This is a genomic window from Pseudomonas sp. E1MeOHC2 (assembly GCF_058745025.1).
The window spans coordinates 3,546,244-3,564,050 of the sequence record NZ_CP196675.1; the positions used below are offsets into that span (position 1 = coordinate 3,546,244).

At 62.3% G+C, this 17,807-nt stretch carries 19 protein-coding genes; 13 read left to right on the forward strand and 6 right to left on the reverse strand.

Annotation, left to right across the window (positions count from 1 at the left end):
* The first annotated feature begins 5 nt into the window (after positions 1 to 5).
* The 4 genes from rimM to ACSSU5_RS16035 all read left to right on the forward strand — a co-directional run bounded on the left by rimM (position 6) and on the right by ACSSU5_RS16035 (position 2,200).
* Entirely contained in the window at positions 6 to 542 is a 537-nt protein-coding gene (gene rimM, locus ACSSU5_RS16020; protein WP_264310058.1) for a ribosome maturation factor RimM, read from the forward strand.
* 3 nt (positions 543 to 545) lie between these two features.
* Positions 546 to 1,298: a tRNA (guanosine(37)-N1)-methyltransferase TrmD gene (gene trmD, locus ACSSU5_RS16025; protein ID WP_008094486.1), complete on the forward strand. Its 753-nt coding sequence runs from the start codon at positions 546 to 548 to the stop codon at positions 1,296 to 1,298.
* Positions 1,299 to 1,340: 42 nt separating this feature from the next.
* Positions 1,341 to 1,691 (forward strand): 50S ribosomal protein L19, encoded by a 351-nt coding sequence (gene rplS / locus ACSSU5_RS16030; RefSeq protein ID WP_264310057.1) that lies wholly within the window; start codon positions 1,341 to 1,343, stop codon positions 1,689 to 1,691.
* Between the two features lie 101 nt (positions 1,692 to 1,792).
* Complete coding sequence (locus tag ACSSU5_RS16035) at positions 1,793 to 2,200, forward strand: acyl-CoA thioesterase (protein WP_027595723.1); 408 nt, start codon at positions 1,793 to 1,795, stop codon at positions 2,198 to 2,200.
* A 3-nt stretch (positions 2,201 to 2,203) separates the two neighbouring features.
* On the opposite strand, the gene ACSSU5_RS16040 is transcribed toward ACSSU5_RS16035, so the two are convergent.
* Positions 2,204 to 4,030 carry a cation:proton antiporter gene (locus tag ACSSU5_RS16040; protein WP_264310056.1) on the reverse strand — a complete coding sequence of 609 codons (1,827 nt, stop codon included), beginning with the start codon at positions 4,028 to 4,030 and terminating at the stop codon, positions 2,204 to 2,206.
* Between the two features lie 68 nt (positions 4,031 to 4,098).
* Between ACSSU5_RS16040 and xerD the strand changes: the two genes are divergently transcribed.
* The 6 genes from xerD to ACSSU5_RS16070 all read left to right on the forward strand — a co-directional run bounded on the left by xerD (position 4,099) and on the right by ACSSU5_RS16070 (position 9,673).
* Positions 4,099 to 4,995 (forward strand): site-specific tyrosine recombinase XerD, encoded by an 897-nt coding sequence (gene xerD / locus ACSSU5_RS16045; protein ID WP_264310055.1) that lies wholly within the window; start codon positions 4,099 to 4,101, stop codon positions 4,993 to 4,995.
* Between the two features lie 153 nt (positions 4,996 to 5,148).
* Positions 5,149 to 5,910, forward strand: coding sequence for a thioredoxin fold domain-containing protein (locus tag ACSSU5_RS16050; protein WP_492559270.1), 762 nt, complete (start codon positions 5,149 to 5,151; stop codon positions 5,908 to 5,910).
* An 82-nt stretch (positions 5,911 to 5,992) separates the two neighbouring features.
* Complete coding sequence (locus ACSSU5_RS16055) at positions 5,993 to 7,297, forward strand: homoserine dehydrogenase (RefSeq protein ID WP_264310053.1); 1,305 nt, start codon at positions 5,993 to 5,995, stop codon at positions 7,295 to 7,297.
* Positions 7,298 to 7,355: 58 nt separating this feature from the next.
* Positions 7,356 to 8,765: a threonine synthase gene (thrC, locus tag ACSSU5_RS16060; RefSeq protein ID WP_492559271.1), complete on the forward strand. Its 1,410-nt coding sequence runs from the start codon at positions 7,356 to 7,358 to the stop codon at positions 8,763 to 8,765.
* Between the two features lie 130 nt (positions 8,766 to 8,895).
* Positions 8,896 to 9,312: an ANTAR domain-containing protein gene (locus tag ACSSU5_RS16065; RefSeq protein WP_264310051.1), complete on the forward strand. Its 417-nt coding sequence runs from the start codon at positions 8,896 to 8,898 to the stop codon at positions 9,310 to 9,312.
* Positions 9,313 to 9,391: 79 nt separating this feature from the next.
* Positions 9,392 to 9,673 carry a DUF3509 domain-containing protein gene (locus ACSSU5_RS16070; protein ID WP_492559272.1) on the forward strand — a complete coding sequence of 94 codons (282 nt, stop codon included), beginning with the start codon at positions 9,392 to 9,394 and terminating at the stop codon, positions 9,671 to 9,673.
* Positions 9,674 to 9,812: 139 nt separating this feature from the next.
* Here ACSSU5_RS16070 and ACSSU5_RS16075 read toward each other — a convergent pair whose 3' ends face one another.
* Together ACSSU5_RS16075 and ACSSU5_RS16080 are read right to left on the reverse strand one after the other, a co-directional pair.
* A complete protein-coding gene (locus ACSSU5_RS16075) occupies positions 9,813 to 10,688 on the reverse strand; it encodes a TIGR02285 family protein (RefSeq protein ID WP_264310049.1) in 876 nt (291 codons plus the stop codon).
* Positions 10,689 to 10,703: 15 nt separating this feature from the next.
* Positions 10,704 to 11,903, reverse strand: coding sequence for a CaiB/BaiF CoA transferase family protein (locus ACSSU5_RS16080; RefSeq protein WP_264310048.1), 1,200 nt, complete (start codon positions 11,901 to 11,903; stop codon positions 10,704 to 10,706).
* A gap of 131 nt (positions 11,904 to 12,034) precedes the next feature.
* On the opposite strand from ACSSU5_RS16080, the gene ACSSU5_RS16085 reads away from it, so the two are divergent.
* From ACSSU5_RS16085 to ACSSU5_RS16095, 3 genes are all read left to right on the forward strand, one after another.
* On the forward strand, positions 12,035 to 12,577 hold the full coding sequence (locus ACSSU5_RS16085; RefSeq protein ID WP_492559273.1) for a YaeQ family protein: 543 nt from the start codon (positions 12,035 to 12,037) through the stop codon (positions 12,575 to 12,577).
* A gap of 30 nt (positions 12,578 to 12,607) precedes the next feature.
* Complete coding sequence (gene recJ, locus ACSSU5_RS16090; protein ID WP_264310046.1) at positions 12,608 to 14,317, forward strand: single-stranded-DNA-specific exonuclease RecJ; 1,710 nt, start codon at positions 12,608 to 12,610, stop codon at positions 14,315 to 14,317.
* 219 nt (positions 14,318 to 14,536) lie between these two features.
* A complete protein-coding gene (locus ACSSU5_RS16095; protein WP_264310045.1) occupies positions 14,537 to 15,643 on the forward strand; it encodes an NADH:flavin oxidoreductase/NADH oxidase in 1,107 nt (368 codons plus the stop codon).
* Positions 15,644 to 15,652: 9 nt separating this feature from the next.
* Here the strand turns inward: ACSSU5_RS16095 and ACSSU5_RS16100 are convergent, their stop codons facing one another.
* From ACSSU5_RS16100 to ACSSU5_RS16110, 3 genes are all read right to left on the reverse strand, one after another.
* The gene (locus tag ACSSU5_RS16100) at positions 15,653 to 15,985 is read right to left on the reverse strand and encodes a type II toxin-antitoxin system HicB family antitoxin (protein ID WP_264310044.1); all 333 of its coding nucleotides are present in this window, start codon (positions 15,983 to 15,985) and stop codon (positions 15,653 to 15,655) included.
* Positions 15,982 to 16,236 carry a type II toxin-antitoxin system HicA family toxin gene (locus ACSSU5_RS16105; RefSeq protein ID WP_264310043.1) on the reverse strand — a complete coding sequence of 85 codons (255 nt, stop codon included), beginning with the start codon at positions 16,234 to 16,236 and terminating at the stop codon, positions 15,982 to 15,984. The genes ACSSU5_RS16100 and ACSSU5_RS16105 overlap by 4 nt, the downstream gene beginning before the upstream one ends.
* 141 nt (positions 16,237 to 16,377) lie before the next feature.
* On the reverse strand, positions 16,378 to 17,802 hold the full coding sequence (locus ACSSU5_RS16110; protein WP_492559274.1) for a gamma-aminobutyraldehyde dehydrogenase: 1,425 nt from the start codon (positions 17,800 to 17,802) through the stop codon (positions 16,378 to 16,380).
* Positions 17,803 to 17,807 lie beyond the last annotated feature (5 nt).

Below are 17,807 nucleotides of genomic sequence, written 5' to 3' on the forward strand. Positions count from 1 at the left end.
GATATATGAACGCGACGCCAGAAAAGGCTGACGACCTCATCGTCGTTGGCAAGATTTTTTCGGTTCACGGCGTTCGCGGCGAGGTGAAGGTGTATTCCTTTACCGATCCGATTGAAAACCTGTTGGATTATCCACGCTGGACGCTCAAGCACGAAGGCAAGGTAAAACAGGTAGAGCTGGTCAGCGGTCGTGGCTCCCAAAAGGGCCTGGTCGTGAAACTGAAAGGCCTCGATGATCGTGATGAAGCCCGTCTTCTGAGTGGTTACGAGATCTGCATACCGCGGAGCCTTTTGCCCAACCTGCCCGTCGACGAGTACTACTGGTACCAGTTGCAGGGTTTGAAGGTCATCAACCAGGACGAACAACTGTTCGGCAAGGTCGATCACCTGTTGGAGACCGGTGCGAACGATGTAATGGTGGTCAAGCCGTGCGCAGGCAGCCTGGATGATCGCGAGCGTCTGTTGCCCTATACGGAGCAATGTGTGCTGGCAATCGACCTGGAAGCAGGCGTGATGCGGGTTGAATGGGACGCGGACTTCTAAACGATGGGTAACCTTCGCGTAGACGTCATCACGTTGTTCCCCGAGATGTTCTCGGCCATCACGGAGTACGGCATTACCAGCCGCGCGGTGAAACAGGGGTTGCTTCAGGTGACCTGCTGGAATCCGCGGGACTACACCACAGATCGCCACCATACCGTGGATGATCGGCCGTTTGGCGGTGGTCCGGGCATGGTGATGAAAATCAAGCCTCTGGAAGACGCCCTGGTTAGCGCCAGGCAAGCGACCGGAGCATCGGCAAAGGTGATCTACCTTTCGCCGCAAGGCCGCAAGCTGACTCAGCAGGCGGTCAAAGGCCTGGCCGAACAGGAGTCGTTGATCCTGATCGCCGGTCGTTATGAAGGCATCGACGAGCGCTTTATCGAGGCTCATGTCGATGAGGAGTGGTCGATTGGCGACTATGTGCTTTCCGGTGGCGAGCTGCCGGCCATGGTACTGATCGATGCGGTTACGCGGCTGCTGCCCGGAGCTTTAGGGCATGTGGACTCGGCGGAGGAAGATTCTTTCACCGACGGTCTGCTCGATTGCCCGCACTACACCCGACCTGAGGTGTATGCGGATCAGCGTGTTCCCGACGTGTTGCTAAGTGGCAACCATGCACATATCCGGCGTTGGAGGATGAAGCAGTCCCTTGGTAGGACCTTCGAACGACGCGCCGATCTTCTGGAAAGTCGCTCGCTTTCTGGAGAAGAGAAGAAGCTGCTCGAGGAATATCTCCGCGAGCGGGACGATAGTTAAACGTATCGATGGTGGATCACGTATCCATCTTAGGAGCACAGCATGACCAACAAGATCATCCAGCAGCTCGAAGCCGAGCAGATGAGCAAGGAAATCCCAACCTTCGCACCGGGCGACACCGTTATCGTCCAGGTTAAAGTGAAGGAAGGTGAGCGTTCCCGTCTGCAGGCGTTCGAAGGCGTCGTTATCGCCAAGCGTAACCGCGGTCTGAACAGCGCCTTCACCGTGCGCAAAATCTCCAGCGGCGTTGGCGTAGAGCGTACCTTCCAGACCTACAGCCCGCAGATCGACAGCCTGGCCGTGAAACGTCGTGGTGACGTGCGTAAAGCCAAGCTGTACTACCTGCGCGACCTGTCCGGCAAAGCCGCTCGCATCAAGGAAAAACTGTCCTGAGTGCAGTTTGACCGGTGGCCCAGGCCGCCTTGCGAGAAAAAAAGCAGCCTTCGGGCTGCTTTTTTGCGTTTTGAAACCCAAGCAAAGCGATGTGACCAGACATGACAACCCGAGACCAGGAAATCCAGCGCCGCACCGAACTGTCGGTAACCCGCGTGACCAAGGCGGTGTTCCCCAACACCACCAACCACCACAACACCCTGTTTGGCGGCACCGCGCTGGCCTGGATGGACGAAGTGTCGTTCATCGCTGCCACGCGTTTCTGCCGGTTGCCACTGGTGACCGTGTCTACCGACCGAATCGACTTCAAGCACCCGATCCCGGCAGGCTCGATCGTCGAGCTGGTGGGTACGGTGATCAAGGTGGGCAACACCAGCTTGCAGGTGCAGGTGGATGTGTTCGTCGAGAACATGTACCTGGATGGCCGTGAACGGGCGATCCATGGCGTGTTCAGCTTTGTCGCCATCGACGAAGACAAGCGCCCGGTGCCGGTGCTGCCTGCAGCCTGAGTTTCACCCCTGCGAGGTGACCGTGTCCGTGACCGGTGCTGGTTCGATCAACGCCACCAAGGTCCAGCCGGGTTGCGGGGTGAGCGGGATGTCAGGGCTCGATACATGCACCCAGCCATGGCTGTCACGGGCGAACAGCAGGTGCGCGCGCTCGCCATGCAGCGCCTGGTAGTTCTCCCAGTCAAAGCCCTCAGTCAGGTTTGTGCTGTAAAGCTCGGCGCCGTGGTGTAGGCGACCGGCCAGTTGCTGATAGGTCATCGGGCTTGCTCCCAGCAATTGACCACGGTGCTCCTCGCTGGCGCGATGCTTGTCGCTACGCTGCTTCTCCAGGCCGCTGGCCAGCACGTACAGCCGGCCGTGACCGAAATCATGGCGAAAGCGGGCACAGGCCAGCGCATTGATCTCGCCGGCTGGGGATAGCCCCAGCAAATGACCGAGGCCGACCAGATCCAGGTGTGCATCGGCATGCTGCGACGCCGGGTTGCCAAAATAGGTCGGCAGCCCGTCCATGCGCGCGGCGCGGATGTTTTCCCAGCTCGAATCGGTCAGCAACACCCGGCAACCCAATTGCTGCAGGGCTTTGCCTAGGGTGCGAGCAGGCCCATTGGCACCGACGATGAGAAAGCCGCTGGGCGCGGGCTCCGCTACCTTGAGCAGGCGCGCCAGGGGCCTGGCCGTGGCGCTCTGCAGCACCACAGTGCCAATGATCACGGCGAAGGTCAGCGGCACCAGCAGCAACGCATCCTGGTGGCCAGCCTCATGCAGCCGGATGGCGAAGATCGCTGAAACGGCTGCGGCGACGATGCCGCGGGGGGCGATCCAGGCCAGCAGGGCCCGTTCGCGCCAGTTGAGTGAGGAACCCAGCGTTGACAGAAACACATTAAGCGGCCGCGCCAGCAACTGGATCACCAGCAGCAGTGCCAGTACGGCCGGGCCCAGGCCGAGCAAGGCATGCAGGTCGAGGCGTGCGGCCAGCAGGATGAACAGGCCAGAGATCAGCAAGACGCTGAGGTTTTCCTTGAAATGCAGGATCTGCCGCACATCGACCCCGCGCATGTTGGCCAGCCACATGCCCATTACCGTCACTGCCAGCAACCCCGACTCGTGGACGATCTGGTTGGCAGCGATGAAGATGCCCAATACGGCTGCCAGCGAAGCCAGGTTGTGCAGGTACTCCGGTAGCCACTGCTCACGCATGATCTGCCCCAGCAACCAGCCCCCGGCGGCGCCCAGGGCACTGCCGCAGAAGATCACCCCGGCAAAGGTGCTCAGGCTCTGGCTCAGGCCGTTGCCATCGGCACTGGCGATGATGAAGCTGTAGACCACCACGGCCAGCAGGGCGCCAATCGGGTCGATGACAATGCCTTCCCAGCGCAGGATATTGGCGATCGTTGCCTTTGGGCGCACCACGCGCAGCATGGGCACAATCACCGTCGGGCCGGTCACCAGCGTCAAGGTGCCGAAGAGGATTGCCAGCGGCCAGTCAAAACTCAGCAACCAGTGAGTCGCCAGCGCGATCACCAACCAGGTCGACAGCGCACCGAGGGTGACCAGCCGGTGCACCACACTGCCGATTTCGCGCCACTGCGATAGGTGCAGGGTCAGGCTGCCCTCGAACAGGATCAGCGCCACTGCCAGCGATACCAGCGGCATGAGCAGCGGGCCGAACAGGGCTTGCGGGTCGAGCCAGCCGAGCAGTGGCCCGACGGTGATGCCGGTCAGCAGCAGAAAGAGGATTGCCGGAAGCTTCAGGCGCCAGGCCAGCCACTGGCAGGCGAGGGCGGCGGCACCGATGCCGCCAACGCTGAGAAGGATCTGCTGTTCGTTCATGCGGGCTCCCTATGCCAGCGTTGTTATGAAAGACTAAGCGTCATTTCGTCGTTTGCCACCGAGTTTTCATGCCTGCCCTTGACCACCCCTTGATCGACCAATTTCTTGATGCCCTGTGGCTGGAAAAAGGCCTGTCCGATAACACGCGTGTTTCTTACCGCAGCGACCTGGCGCTGTTCAACGGCTGGCTGCAGGAGCAGGGCGTGGCCTTGCCCGACGCGGGGCGCGAGTTGATCCTCGATCACCTGGCCTGGCGCCTCGACCAAGCCTACAAACCGCGTTCCACTGCGCGCTTTCTCTCTGGTTTGCGTGGTTTCTTTCGCTACCTGCTGCGGGAAAAGATGATCGCTGTCGACCCGACGTTGCAGGTGGAAATGCCTCAACTGGGGCGGCCTTTGCCCAAATCCCTGTCGGAAGCCGACGTCGAGGCACTGCTGCTGGCCCCGGACCTTGGCGAAGCCATCGGCCAGCGCGACCGCGCCATGCTCGAAGTCCTGTACGCCTGTGGTCTGCGCGTCACCGAGCTGGTCAGCCTGACGCTGGACCAGGTCAACCTGCGCCAGGGCGTGCTGCGGGTGATGGGCAAGGGCAGCAAGGAGCGCCTGGTGCCGATGGGGGAGGAAGCCGTGGTGTGGCTGGAGCGCTACCTGCGCGATGGCCGCCCCGAGCTGCTGAACGGGCGCCCGAGCGACGTACTGTTCCCCAGCCTGCGCGGCGAACAGATGACCCGCCAGACCTTCTGGCACCGTATCAAGCATCAGGCACAGGTGGCCGGGATCGACAAATCACTGTCGCCGCACACCCTGCGCCACGCCTTCGCGACTCATCTGCTCAACCATGGCGCCGACCTGCGCGTGGTGCAAATGCTGCTGGGCCACAGCGACTTGTCGACCACGCAGATCTACACCCATGTGGCCAAGGCCCGTCTGCAACAGCTGCACGCCCAGCATCACCCGCGTGGATGAATGATTTTCATGTTCCGCCGACCGGTACTCGCAGACCCCTTCACGGCTAGCGTGTTGTGGTAGGCTTGGGCGGTTTGCACCAAGGGCCGCACGGTCGCCGCGTTTTTTCCGCAGGCGACGCCCTCCGGCCCCTGTCCGCCTTCAGGAGTTCCCATGCGCGTGACCCAGATGTTCGCCGCCGCCGCGTTGGCGCTGGCCAGTACTTTTGCCGTTGCCGCGGCAACCGACAGCAATGCCGGTGCCGAGCAGGCCATTCGCAAGTCGTTGCAGAACCTCGAACTGGAAGTGCCGGTAGAAAGCGTTGCCAGTAGCCCGCTCAACGGCCTTTATGAGGTCAAGCTGCAGGGCGGCCGTGTGCTGTACGCCAGTGCTGACGGCCAGTTCGTCATGCAGGGTTACCTGTACCAGATGCAGGACGGCAAGCCGGTCAACCTGACCGAGAAAACCGAGCGCCAGGGTGTTGCCAAGCTCATCAATGGCATTCCAGCCGCCGAGATGGTGGTTTATCCTGCCAAGGGCGAGACCAAGTCGCACATCACCGTGTTCACCGACACCACCTGCCCGTACTGCCACAAGCTGCACGCCGAAGTGCCGGAGCTGAACCGCCGCGGTATCGAAGTGCGCTATGTCGCCTTCCCGCGTCAGGGCCTCGGCTCGCCGGGTGATGAGCAGTTGCAGGCCGTGTGGTGCTCCAGCGACCGCCGTGCGGCGCTGGACAAGATGGTCGAGGGCAAGGAAATCAAGGCTGCCAAGTGCGCCAACCCGGTCAGCAAGCAGTTCCAGCTGGGCCAGTCGATCGGCGTCAACGGCACGCCGGCGATTGTCCTCGAAAGTGGCCAGGTGATCCCGGGCTACCAGCCGGCGCCGCAAGTGGCCAAGCTGGCCCTGGCCGGCCAGCAGCAAGCAGCCAAGTAATCAATTCAGTACGCCGTCGTCATGGGGTGACGGCATGTTTCACGGTCGGCGCAGGTGCCGGCCGTTCAATGGGGAGTTCACAGTGAAACCGGTCAAAGTAGGCATCTGTGGGTTGGGGACCGTCGGTGGCGGAACCTTCAATGTACTTCAGCGCAACGCCGAGGAGATTGCCCGCCGTGCCGGGCGCGGTATTGAAGTGGCACAGATCGCCATGCGCTCGCAGAACCCGAACTGCCAGATTACCGGTACCCCCATTACCGCTGATGTGTTCGACGTTGCGACCAACCCGGAAATCGACATCGTCATCGAGCTGATTGGTGGCTACACCATCGCCCGCGACCTGGTGCTCAAGGCCATTGAGAACGGCAAGCACGTCGTCACCGCCAACAAGGCGCTGATCGCCGTGCACGGCAACGAAATCTTTGCCAAGGCCCGCGAGAAGGGCGTGATCGTCGCCTTTGAAGCCGCGGTTGCCGGTGGTATCCCGGTGATCAAGGCCATCCGCGAAGGCTTGTCGGCCAACCGTATCAACTGGCTGGCCGGCATCATCAACGGCACCGGTAACTTCATCCTTACCGAAATGCGCGAAAAGGGCCGTGCCTTCCCCGACGTCCTGGCCGAGGCCCAGGCCCTGGGGTATGCCGAAGCCGACCCGACCTTCGACGTCGAAGGGATCGACGCTGCACACAAGCTGACCATTCTGGCGTCCATCGCCTTTGGCATCCCGCTGCAGTTCGACAAGGCCTACACCGAGGGCATCACCCAACTGACCACCGCTGACGTGAACTACGCCGAGGCCTTGGGCTACCGCATCAAGCACCTGGGCGTGGCACGTCGCACTGCTGAAGGTATCGAGCTGCGCGTGCACCCGACGCTGATCCCGAGCGACCGTCTGATCGCCAACGTCAACGGCGTGATGAACGCGGTCATGGTCAACGGCGATGCTGCGGGCTCGACCTTGTACTACGGCGCCGGTGCCGGCATGGAGCCGACCGCATCGTCGGTGGTGGCCGACCTGGTCGATGTGGTCCGTGCGATGACGTCCGACCCGGAGAACCGTGTGCCGCACCTGGCCTTCCAGCCGGACTCGCTGTCGTCGCACCCGATCCTGCCGATCGAGGCGTGCGAAAGCGCCTACTATCTGCGCATCCAGGCCAAGGACCACCCCGGTGTTCTGGCCCAGGTGGCCAGCATCCTCTCGGAGCGTGGCATCAACATCGAGTCGATCATGCAGAAGGAAGCCGAGGAACAGGACGGCCTGGTGCCGATGATCCTGCTGACCCATCGTGTGGTCGAGCAAGGCATCAACGACGCCATCGTTGCCCTGGAAGCCCTGCAGGATGTGATCGGCAAGGTCGTGCGCATCCGCGTTGAACAGCTCAATTAACGAATAATGCCGTCGGGCCGCGCACGCGGCTCCGGCCCCAGCATCGAAGGTTTGCACCATGCGCTATATCAGCACCCGTGGCCAGGCACCGGCCCTGAATTTCGAAGATGTCCTGCTGGCTGGCCTGGCCAGCGACGGCGGCCTGTACGTCCCTGAAAACCTGCCACGCTTCACCCAGGAAGAAATCGCCTCCTGGGCTGGCCTGCCGTATCACGAACTGGCCTTCCGCGTGATGCGCCCGTTCGTGGCTGGCAGCATCGCCGATGCCGACTTCAAGAAGATCCTCGAAGAAACCTACGGTGAGTTCGCCCATGCCGCAGTCGCCCCGCTGCGTCAGCTGAACAGCAACGAGTGGGTCCTGGAGTTGTTCCACGGCCCGACCCTGGCCTTCAAGGACTTTGCCCTGCAACTGCTCGGGCGCCTGCTCGACCACGTGCTGGCCAAGCGTAACGAGCGCGTGGTGATCGTTGGCGCCACCAGTGGTGACACCGGCTCGGCCGCCATCGAAGGCTGCCGCCGTTGTGACAACGTCGACATCTTCATTCTCCACCCGCACCAACGCGTGTCGGAAGTTCAGCGCCGCCAGATGACCACCATCTTCGGCGACAACATCCACAACATCGCCATCGACGGCAACTTCGACGACTGCCAGGAGATGGTCAAGGCCAGCTTCGCCGACCAGTCGTTCCTCAAGGGCACCCGCCTGGTGGCGGTCAACTCGATCAACTGGGCGCGGATCATGGCCCAGATCGTCTACTACTTCCACGCAGCCCTGCAGTTGGGCGGCCCGGCCCGTTCGGTGGCGTTCTCGGTGCCAACCGGCAACTTCGGCGACATTTTTGCCGGTTACCTGGCGCGCAACATGGGCCTGCCGATCAGCCAGCTGGTAGTGGCTACCAACCGTAACGACATCCTGCACCGCTTCATGAGCGGCAACCAGTACGTCAAGGACACCCTGCACGCGACCCTGTCGCCGTCGATGGACATCATGGTGTCGTCCAACTTCGAGCGCCTGCTGTTCGACCTGCACGGGCGCAATGGCGCCGCCATCGCCGAATTGATGGCCAACTTCAAGCAGGGTGGCGGTTTCAGCGTCGACGAAGACCGCTGGACCGAAGCACGCAAGCTGTTCGACTCGCTGGCAGTCAGTGACGAGCAGACCTGCGAGACCATCGCCGAAGTGTTCGCCAGCACCGGCGAAGTGCTCGACCCGCACACCGCAATCGGCGTCAAGGCCGCTCGCGAGTGCCGCCGCAGCCTGGACACGCCGATGGTGGTGCTGGGTACCGCGCATCCGGTCAAGTTCCCGGAAGCGGTAGAGAAAGCAGGCGTTGGCAAAGCCCTGGAATTGCCTGCGCACTTGGCCGACCTGTTCAGCCGCGAAGAGCGCTGCACAGTGCTGGCCAATGACCTGAAGACCGTGCAGAACTTTGTCAGCCAACACGGTAATCGCGGTAAGCCGCTTTAAGCGCGTTGATATCCGGGGCCGCTTGGCGGCCCTGGATTATCGAAATTTCCACCAGATTTTTCAGATGTTTCCTATTTAAGCGTTTTGGAATGTTGCCTAGATTTGCCAGTCCTTCCCTCAGGAGTGGCTCATGTCCAGGCCCTACGTGTTGATTCACCAGGCACGCCCTTCCCATCAAATCCTCCTGCACCAGGCATTCAATGCCCAAGGTATTTTCGATGTGCGCATCACCGAAGAGGCTGTTGGCCTGCACGCGTGCCTGAACGCAGACCGTTGCCCTGACTTGCTCATCCTCGACCACGCAATGCCCACAAGAGCGGGGCTTGCGCTCCTGAAAAAGCTTACCGGTACGCGCCCTTTGCGGGGTTTGTTGTTCGTCGGCCAGGCAGCTCCCGGCCAGCAGAACCTTGCTCAGGAAGCGAAACAGCGGGGCTTCTGGGTAGTTGCCGAGCTCCCCTGGCCGTTGTCCATGGCGCAACTGCAGCGTGCGCTTGGGCGCCTGGGCGGGCGTATTCAAACTGTCACGTCTGCCCCGCATGCTCACTGAAACAGCTGCGGCGTCTCGAACTTTGCGCTGCGCTTGTTGGTCAGTACCTCCATAGCCCACCACGCAGCGAGTGATCCGGATGGAAAGAATCTGCAGACTGCTGAACGAAGCCCTGACCCCTTACCAAACCCACCTTGGCATCGCCGATGCCAGTGGCAATCGCCAATTGACCGTCTTTGACAAGCTGGCAGGCATCACCCTGCAGCGCACGGTCAGCCTGCGCCAGTTACAGGAACAAAGCCTGCTCATTGACGTGGTGGACGGTTTGCACCGTGATCTGCAGATTGCCGAAGGGCGCTTGCAGCCCTGTGTGATTGCAGCGTTGCAGCAGCGACAGCAACCCCAGGGAACCTTTGCCTGAGTGAGTTATCAGACACCGTAAGGGCAGCCAGCCAGCACTTTGCTCCGGTGGTGGCAGGCTGTCACGGGAAGCCCTCCAGGGCTTTCGATTGGCCCCGGGCGTCCTCCCCAGCGTTCCGGGGTTTCTTTTTTCTGGAGCGCTACGGTTGTTTGAAAAACTGCTTGCTCTGTTCCAGATACTCTTCCTGCAACGCAGGGTCCAGCCACCGTGCATACAGCCCCGGCAAGGTGTCCCGTCGCAGCGCGGGCAACAGTTGGTCGATATGGGCAATGGCCTCGCGCCCCAGTGCCGAGGCCGAGCAGCCCACATGCAGAAACTGATAGCGCTTCACCCCCTGCACAGGATGAAAATGGTAGTCAGCCAGTGATCCACCTTGCTGCTGGATCAGGTAACGCACTTCTGGCCAGTACCCCATCACCATGGGCAGGCGTCCCAGTTGCTGCATCTGCAACTGGTTGGCGGTGGCATCGTTGCCGTAGTGGCGGCTGAGCACCGACTCTGGCAACTGGCGCAGGATGTCGTCAATCTGCGTACCATAGCTGCGCTCGGCGACGATACCGAGCTTCAACGGGGTATGGCTCATCAGGCCGTGCAGATCGACCTCGTTGTCGGTAAGAAACGGCGCAACCAGTGCCTCACCTTCTTTGCGCACCACCAGGCCGCCGCTCACCACACCCAACGACGGCATGGAAAAGTGCACGTATCGGGCCCGTTCCGGCGTCCATAGCAGGGTCGGGTCGCAGGTGAAGCTGCTCTGGTCCTGAAGCATCTGGATGCCGCGGGCACGGTTCACCCGCACGATACTGTGATCGTACTCAGGCATCTGTTCGATCAGCAGCGGCAGCAGGCGATCAACGACCCCCTGGCCTTTTTCCGGGCCTTCGAAAATGGTGAAGGGCGGCAGGTCTCGAACCAGCCACAATATGCGCTCTTTGGCAGTGACGTGCGGCACGGCCAGTGCAGGCAGCAGCCCGCACAGCAAAAGCAGGGTGCGTGACCAGCGGGCAGTTCGCATCGGCGGCGGCAGGCGTCAGACCGCGCCTGCTTCGCGCAGGCCGGCAATGGCGGCCGCGTCGTAGCCCAGGGCGGTGAGCAGTGCGTCGGTGTGTTCTCCTAGCGCGGGCCCGACCCATTCGGCAGACCCGGGTGTTTCAGAAAGCTTGGGCACGATACCCGGCATCTTGAACGGTTTGCCGTCTGGCAGGCGGGCCTGCAGGAACATCTCCCGCGCCAGGTATTGCGGGTCGTTGAACATGTCCTCGGCCGAATAAATGCGGCTGGCCGGCACTTCGGCGGCGGTGAGCACCTGCATGAGCTGCTCCAGCGGCAGGCTGTTGGCCCAGCGGTCGATTACCCCGTAGAGCTCGTCTCGGCGCAGGTCGCGGCCATCGTTGGTGGCCAGTGTGGGGTCATCGGCCAGGTCGGCGCGGCCAATGGCCTGCATGAAGCGTTTGAAAATCGCATCGCCGTTGGCGCCGATCTGCACATGTTTGCCATCGGCACTGGTGTGGATGGAGGAGGGCGTGATGCCCGGCATGATGTTGCCAGTGCGCTCGCGGATGAAACCGAAGACATCGAACTCCGGGACCATGCTTTCCATCATGGCGAAGATGGCCTCGTACAGCGCCACATCCACCACCTGGCCCTGGCCACCATTGACTTCACGATGACGCAAGGCCATCAAGGCACCGATCACGCCCCACAACGCGGCGATCGAGTCACCGATGGAGATGCCCGTGCGCACGGGCGGGCGGTCGTCGAAGCCGGTGATGTAGCGCAGGCCGCCCATGGACTCACCCACGGCGCCAAAGCCTGGCTGGTCCTTCATCGGCCCGGTCTGGCCGAAGCCCGACAGGCGCACCATCACCAGGCGCGGGTTGAGGGCGTGCAGCACATCCCAGCCCAGGCCGAGTTTTTCCAGCACGCCGGGGCGGAAGTTCTCGATCAGGATGTCGGCCTCGGCCAGCAGGCGCTTGAGGATCTCGCGGCCGTCCGGGTGCTTGAGGTTGAGGGTGAGAGACTGTTTGTTGCGAGCCTGCACGAACCACCACAGCGACGTGCCTTCGTACATCTTGCGCCATTTACGCAGCGGGTCGCCGCCGTCAGGGGACTCGACCTTGATCACCTCGGCGCCGAATTCGGCACAGATGCGCGACGCGAACGGGCCAGCGATCAGGGTCCCGAGTTCGATGACTTTCAGGCCGGCGAGGGGTTTGCTGGGCGTAGACATGGGGCATCCGTGGCAACTGGGCAGAGCCGTGGTTTTATCATAGCTCCGAAGCGGCAGATACTGCCGCGGCGCAACGAGGGGCAGGATCGGTTAGACTGTGTCACTTTTCTTTGCGCAAGAAGCCCGTCGACATGGCCCAGCCGTCCACTACCTACAAATTCGAACTGAATCTGACCGACCTCGATCGCAACGTTTACGAAAGCGTCAAGCAGACCATCGCTCGTCATCCTTCGGAAACCGAAGAGCGCATGGCCGTTCGTCTGTTGGCCTACGCGCTTTGGTACAACGAGAACCTGTCGTTTGGTCGCGGTCTGTCGGATGTCGATGAGCCGGCGTTGTGGGAAAAGAGCCTCGACGACCGTGTGCTGCACTGGATCGAAGTCGGCCAACCCGACGCCGACCGCCTGACCTGGTGCTCCCGTCGCACCGAGCGCACCAGCCTGCTGGCCTATGGCAGCCTGCGTGTGTGGGAAGGCAAGGTGGTGCCAGCGGTCAAGGGCCTGAAAAACCTGAACATCGCCGCAGTCCCCCAGGAGGTGCTGGAGACCCTGGCCACCGACATGCCGCGCAGCATCAAGTGGGACGTGATGATCAGCGAAGGCACGGTGTTCGTCACCGACGACCGCGGCCAGCACGAAGTGCAGCTGGAGTGGCTGCTCGGTGAGCGTGGCTGACCTTACCCTTTCCTGATTGCCGAAGACCTCATGCGTATCGAACCTCGCCCCCTGCCGTCGACCCTGCCATTGCTGGGTAACCTGCCACCCTTGCTGACCCGCCTGTATGCCGCCCGTGGTGTGCAGAGCGAGGCCGAGCTGGACAAGAGCCTGGCGCGGTTGTTGCCGTACCAGCAGCTCAAAGGCATCGAGGCGGGGGTGGACCTGCTGGTCGAAGCCCTCGACCAGCGCCAGCGCATCCTCATCGTCGGCGACTTCGACGCCGATGGCGCCACCGCCAGTACCGTTGGCGTGCTGGGCCTGCGCTTGCTGGGTGCTGCCCACGTCGACTACCTGGTGCCCAACCGCTTTGAGTTCGGTTATGGCCTGACGCCGGAGATCGTCGAGGTCGCGTTGCAGCGCCAGCCGCAGTTGCTGATCACCGTCGACAACGGCATCTCCAGTGTCGATGGAGTGGCGGCAGCCAAGGCGGCCGGGCTCAAGGTGCTGGTCACCGACCACCACTTGCCGGGTGAGCAGTTGCCCGACGCCGATGCGATCATCAACCCGAACCAGCCGGGCTGTGACTTCCCGAGCAAGTCGCTGGCCGGGGTCGGGGTGATCTTCTATGTACTTATGGCCTTGCGCGCACGCCTGCGCAGCCTGGGGCGCTACGACACGCAAGCACAGCCGAACATCGGCGAACTGCTCGACCTGGTCGCGCTGGGCAGTGTCGCCGACGTGGTGCCGCTGGACGCCAACAACCGCATTCTGGTGCACCAGGGGCTTGAACGTATTCGCGCCGGCCGCGCTCGGCCGGGGCTCAAGGCGATTCTTGAAGTGGCCCGCCGTGATCACCGGCGTATCACCTCGACCGACCTGGGTTTCATCCTTGGCCCGCGTTTGAACGCGGCGGGGCGCTTGGACGACATGAGCCTGGGCATCGAGTGCCTGCTGTGCGAGGACGCGACCCTGGCCCAGGACATGGCCCAGCAGTTGGATGACCTTAACCAGGATCGCAAGTCCATCGAGCAGGGCATGCAACGTGAGGCGCTGGCCCAGCTCAAGGACCTGCCGGTCGAATCCATGCCCTACGGCTTGTGCTTGTTCGATGCCGACTGGCACCAGGGCGTGATCGGGATCCTCGCTTCACGCCTGAAGGAGCGTTACCACCGGCCGACCATCGCCTTTGCCGATGCCGGCGATGGCATGCTCAAAGGTTCGGCACGTTCGGTGCCAGGGTTTCATATTCGTGATGCGCTGGATGCGGTAGCGGCGCGCCATCCGCAACTGATCAGCAAGTTCGGCGGTCATGCCATGGCGGCAGGGTTGTCGCTGCCTGAGGGCAACTTCCCGGCCTTTGCCGAGGCGTTTGACCAGGAAGTGCGGCGTCAGCTGCGCGAAGAAGACCTTACCGGGCGCCTTCTGTCGGATGGCAGCCTGGCCGTGGAGGAGTTCCACCTCGACCTGGCCAAAGCCCTGCGCCAAGCCGGGCCATGGGGGCAGCATTTCCCTGAGCCGCTGTTCCATGGTGTGTTCCAGCTGGTCGAGCAGCGTGTCGTCGGTGAGCGGCACCTGAAGGTGGTGCTCAAGAGCGAGTGTGGTTCGGTCCGGCTTGATGGCATTGCCTTCGGCATCGACCGCGAGGTGTGGCCGAATCCGACGGTTCGCTGGGTGGAACTGGCCTACAAGCTGGATGTGAACGAGTTTCGTGGCAATGAAAGTGTGCAGTTGATGATTGCCCACATGGAGCCGCGCTGAGGGTCTCGCGGGGTTCGCCTTGATTTTTGTGGTGTGGCGGAAATCGAGCGCCGCCCGCGCGGCGCTCGATCTCACAGGCGCCGCTCCATCAAGCCAAACCCCAGGGAACCTTCCCCCCTACCAATCTGGTCTAGTCTGATTAATGACCGGTACCGGGCCACGGACGTGCAATTGAGTGTTCGGGCCGGATCACCATTGGAGTCCTTGGGAGGTGCCCTCATGAGCCTGCTGCTCGAGCCTTACACCCTGCGTAAGCTGACGTTGCCCAACCGCATCGCGGTCTCGCCGATGTGCCAGTATTCCGCAGTCGATGGCCTGGCCAACGACTGGCATCTTGTCCATTTGGGGTGCCGCGCCGTCGGTGGTGCCGGCTTGGTGATCACAGAAGCCGTGGCGGTGACCGCCGATGGCCGCATTACCGCCGAAGACCTTGGCCTGTGGAACGACGGGCAGATCGCCCCGTTGCAACGTATCACCCGTTTCATCACCGCCCAGGGGGCCGTGCCGGGCATCCAGCTGGCGCACGCCGGGCGCAAAGCCAGCACTTATCGCCCATGGCTGGGCAAACAGGGCAGTGTGAAGTTCGAAGACGGAGGCTGGCAGCCAGTAGGCCCTTCTAAGATCGCTTTCGACCCGCAACACACACCGCCACACGAGCTGACCCAGGACGAGATCCAGGGCGTGATCGCGGCCTTCGTCGCCTCGACCGAACGCGCCTTGAAGGCCGGTTTCAAGGTGGTCGAAATCCATGCCGCCCATGGCTACCTGTTGCACCAGTTCCTGTCACCGTTAAGCAACCAGCGCCGCGACGAGTACGGCAGTTGCTTCGAAAACCGCATCCGCCTGACCCTGCAGGTGGTCGAGGCGGTGCGCAATGTCTGGCCTGCCGAGTTGCCGCTGTTGGTGCGGGTATCGGCAACCGATTGGGTCGAGGACGGTTGGAACCCGGATGAAACCGTCGAACTGGCCCGTCGCCTGAGAGGGTTAGGTGTGGACCTCATCGATGTGTCCTCTGGCGGTACCTCGGTAAACGCCGAGATCCCCACCGGCCCCGGCTACCAGACCCGCTTCGCCGAACGCGTGCGCAAGGAATCGGAAATCGCTACCGGTACTGTGGGCATGATCACCGAGCCGGCCCAGGCCGAGCACATCTTGCGTACCGGCCAGGCCGACGTCATTTTCCTCGCCCGCGAACTGCTGCGCGACCCGTACTGGCCGCTGCATGCCGACGACGACCTGGGCGGCAACAAGGCCACCTGGCCGGCGCAGTATCAACGGGCTACCAGCCGGGCTAACCCGATTCATGAGTCGGATTTGCGGGATTGACGTGCAGCTTCAGCTGTAAGCGGCATTGCTGAGGATGTCGCTTACCCATTGATTGATGCTTTTCTCCGCAAGCTCGGCTTTTGCTGCCACGCTGGCATGAAGAGAGGGCTCCAGGCGCAAGCTGAGCTTACCGGAGTAGGTTTTCTGCGGTTCGCGGCCGAGGCGTTCGCAAGTTTCAAGATAGTCGTCAACGGCCTCTTCGAATGCCTGGCGCAACTCGTGGATCGATTCGCCATGAAAACCGATTACGTCGCGTATGCCTGCAACGTGGCCGATCAGCAACTGGTCTTCGTCGCTATATTCGATGCGAGCGGCATAGCCGCGGTAGGTCATGACATTCATGGTATTACTCCTGCCTGCTCAAGGAACTGGCGGGCGCCTCTTAATTGATAGGGCTTGGCGTGCTTGTCCGGGTGAGGGCGGTGGAAGGTCGCAACCGCTCCATTGAGTTCAAAACGAACGCGTGAGCCCCTTCCCTCAATCACTCGAGCGCCAAGCGAGATCAACAGTGATTCCAGGCGGGCCCACTCCAGTGTCTTGGAGACCGGTTTTTTGAGAACCGTCTCGAGCGTACTTTTTTGATGGTTATTCATGGTATCAGGCTGTGATACCACTAGGCCAGGTTCAACGGATGGGATGTAGGAGCGGGGAGATCGCCATTGAAGGAAAATTCTGTATGTGACTATTGGCATTGATCGAGGGAGCGGTGAGGCCACCCCGATCAACGCATCAGTTCAATGCTTGATCATCACATGCCGCACACAGGTGTAGTCCTCCAGCCCATACACCGACATATCCTTCCCATACCCCGAATGCTTCTGCCCGCCATGGGGCATTTCGCTGACCAGCATGAAGTGGGTGTTCACCCAGGTGCAGCCATACTGCAGGCGCGCCGCCAGGCGATGGGCGCGGCCCGTGTCGCGGGTCCACACTGATGACGCCAGGCCATAGTTGGAGTCGTTGGCCCACTCCAGTGCCTGGGCCTCGTCGGTGAAGCGGGTTACTGAGACCACCGGGCCAAATACTTCGTTGCGCACGATCTCGTCATCCTGCAGGGCATCGGCCAGTACCGTCGGCTCGAAAAAGAACCCGTCGCCAGCAATCGGCTTGCCGCCGGTCACCAGGCGAATATGCGCTTGGGCAATGGCGCGTTGCACCAGGCCGGCGACCTTGTCGCGGTGCTGCGCGCTGATCAGTGGGCCCAGTTCAGTGTCTTCGGCATCCTGCAGCCCAGGCTTGAGGCTGGCCACCGCTTCGCCCAGGCGCTGCACGAATTGCTCATAGATGCCGTCCTGCACATACAGGCGGCAGGCTGCGGTGCAGTCTTGGCCTGCGTTGTAGAAACCGAACGTGCGGATGCCGTCGATGGCGGCGTCGATGTCGGCATCGTCGAACACCAGCACCGGTGCTTTGCCGCCTAGTTCCATGTGCATGCGCTTCACGCTGTCGGCGGTGGCGCTGATGATGTGCGCGCCGGTGGGGATCGAGCCGGTCAGTGACACCATGCGCACTTTCGGGTGAGTGATCAGTGGGGTGCCGACGGTTTGGCCACGGCCGAAGAGGATGTTGAGCACACCGGGTGGCAGCACGCCTTGGGCCAGCTCGCCCAGACGCAACGCGGTCAGCGGCGTCAGTTCGGACGGTTTGATCACCACGGTGTTACCGGCTGCCAGCGCGGGTGCGACCTTCCAGGCCAGCATCATCAGCGGGTAGTTCCACGGCGCGATCGAGGCGACCACGCCCAGCGGGTCGCGGCGGATCATTGAGGTGTGCCCCGGCAGGTACTCGCCGGCCGCCGAACCGCCCAGGCAGCGCGCCGCGCCGGCGAAAAAGCGGAAGACATCGGCGATCGCCGGGATTTCGTCATTCAGCGCAGCGCTGTAGGGCTTGCCACAATTCTGCGATTCGAGCCGGGCCAGTTCCTCGCCATGTTGCTCGATGGTGTCGGCCAGTGCCAACAGTGCCTGGGCGCGGTCCTTGGGGCTGGCCTGCGACCAGCTGTCGAAGGCCAGATCGGCGGCGCGCACGGCGCTGTCGACCTGCGCTTCGGTGGCTTCGTTAATCTGCGCCAGGGCGCTGCCCAGGGCGGGGTTGAGTACGGTCCAGGCTGGCCCGTCGCCAGCGACCAGATGACCGTTGATCAGCATGTGCGTTTGCATGGGGG